The organism is Pseudohongiella nitratireducens (assembly GCF_001642735.1).
GTDB lineage: Bacteria > Pseudomonadota > Gammaproteobacteria > Pseudomonadales > Pseudohongiellaceae > Pseudohongiella > Pseudohongiella nitratireducens.
In genome coordinates this window covers 1-784 of sequence record NZ_LWHM01000015.1, presented here as the reverse complement: position 1 = coordinate 784, position 784 = coordinate 1, and the positions used below count along the sequence as shown (strand labels likewise).

Here is a 784-nt window from a genome sequence, read left to right as displayed (position 1 = left end):
GAGTTATTGTCAAATCTGGTGTTCAGACATTTGATCAAGCGACTTTCTGGTCAGCTGTTATCACCTCTTCACCATCCTTGAACTTCACACCCTGGACCACCTTGGCCAGGTAATTAAACCCGCGCTGCTTGCGCCACTTCTTCTGGGCACATTCCCCCAACTTGTAGATCATGTGCAACATACCGTCTCGACTTAGACAGCCCTTTGATCGCTTCGTCCGGTGACGGATCGTACCGAATGTCGACTCGATAGGATTGGTCGTTCTCAAACTCTGCCAGTGCTTGGCAGGAAAATCATAAAACGCCATCAGTTCATCACGATCTTTGTGTAAACACTGCACCGCTTTCGGATACTTTGGCTCGTACATGCACTCAAACTTCTCAAAAGCCGCCTCGGCTTCATTTCGCGTGGCCGCCTGCCAGATATCATGAAGCGCCTGCTTCATCTTCGCTTGTACTGACTTGGGGGCCGTGTTCAGCACATTGGCTGTTTTGTGCATCCAGCACCGTTGCTGCCGGGTCGCACCGTACACCTCATCCAACGCCGACCAAAACCCCATCGCTCCGTCACCAACGGCCAGCTTGGGTGTATTCATTCCCCTGGCTTTCAGATCAAGCAACACCTCACGCCAACTCTGTGTCGACTCGCGAACACCGTCCTCAATGGCCAAAAAATGCTTCTGACCGCGTTCATTAACACCAATGATCACCAGCGCACACAGCTTGGTATCCTCGGCCCTCAGGCCACTGTAGATACCATCAGCCCACAGATACACCCAACGATC

1 protein-coding gene is annotated in these 784 nt (G+C 52.2%); it reads right to left on the bottom strand.

Translation table 11 applies throughout. From position 1 onward, the window contains the following. Positions 1–34 precede the first annotated feature (34 nt). A partial coding sequence (locus PSCS_RS05365) for an IS256 family transposase (protein ID WP_157885632.1) occupies positions 35–784 on the bottom strand: 750 nt, incomplete at its 5' end.